Consider the following 980-nt stretch of genomic DNA (forward strand, 5'->3'; position numbering starts at 1 on the left):
CAGCACTGCCAATCCAGCCGCCCTTGGCAAGAGTGGGAAATCCGGCTTTTACAAGAGCTGAGCGATCAATTAGCCATCGCGTTGCAACAGGCCCAGTTATATGAACAACTGCAAGCCCTCAATCAAACCTTGGAAGAAAAGGTTCGGCAACGCACCTCTGAGTTGCAGCGATCCCTGCAATTTGAGGCCCTGCTGAAACGCATCACTGACCGGGTGCGCGACTCTCTGGATGAAGCTGAAATTCTCAACACCGCTCTGCGCGAGCTGGGAGAAAACCTAAATGCAGATGGCTGCGATATTGGCCTTTACAACGCCGATCTCACCCTTTCCACCATCAGCTACGAGTATTGTCCTCGCTTGGGGTCGGCCTTGCATACTTGTATTCCCTTTGCCCAATATCCAGATCTCTACGCCCAGTTGTTGCGAGGAGAGCCCTGCATATTTTGTTTACTTCCTGACGCCCCCCGCCAAGGATCAGTCTTGGTCTGCCCTCTGCGGGATGGGGAGCAAGTCTTGGGGGATCTGTGGGTTTTTCGCAGCAGCGAGGAAAGTTTTGATGAGCAGGAAATGAATCTCGTAGCTCAAGTGGCCAATCAATGTGCTATCGGCCTAAGGCAGGCGCGCCTATTCCGAGCTGCCCAAGAGCAGGTGCAAGCCCTGGAGCGCCTTAACCGCCTCAAAGATGACTTTATCAGCACCGTCAGCCACGAGCTGCGCACTCCTCTAGCCAGCATGAAAATGGCCCTGAAAATGTTGCAGATGGCTCCCACTGGGGAGAAACGAGCTCAATACTTAGCCATTGCAGAGCGAGAATGCCAGCGGGAGATCGAGCTCATCAACGACCTGTTGGATCTGCAGCGGTTGCAGTCCGGGACCTACGCTCTAAGTGTGCAAACCCTCACCTGGCGGGAGCTGCTAGGGGATCTGTTAGCCATTGCCGAAGAGCAGGCCCGCGCCAAAGGGCAAACCTTTCAAGCCAG

The 980-nt window shown here is 54.7% G+C and carries 1 protein-coding gene; it reads left to right on the plus strand.

Features of this window, described 5'->3' with window-relative positions:
- Positions 1–980 (plus strand): histidine kinase dimerization/phospho-acceptor domain-containing protein (locus NW838_RS04485; protein ID WP_414427573.1); only part of this gene is annotated, 980 nt, incomplete at both ends.

The organism is Synechococcus sp. R55.2, assembly GCF_047462075.1.
Lineage (GTDB): Bacteria > Cyanobacteriota > Cyanobacteriia > Thermostichales > Thermostichaceae > Thermostichus.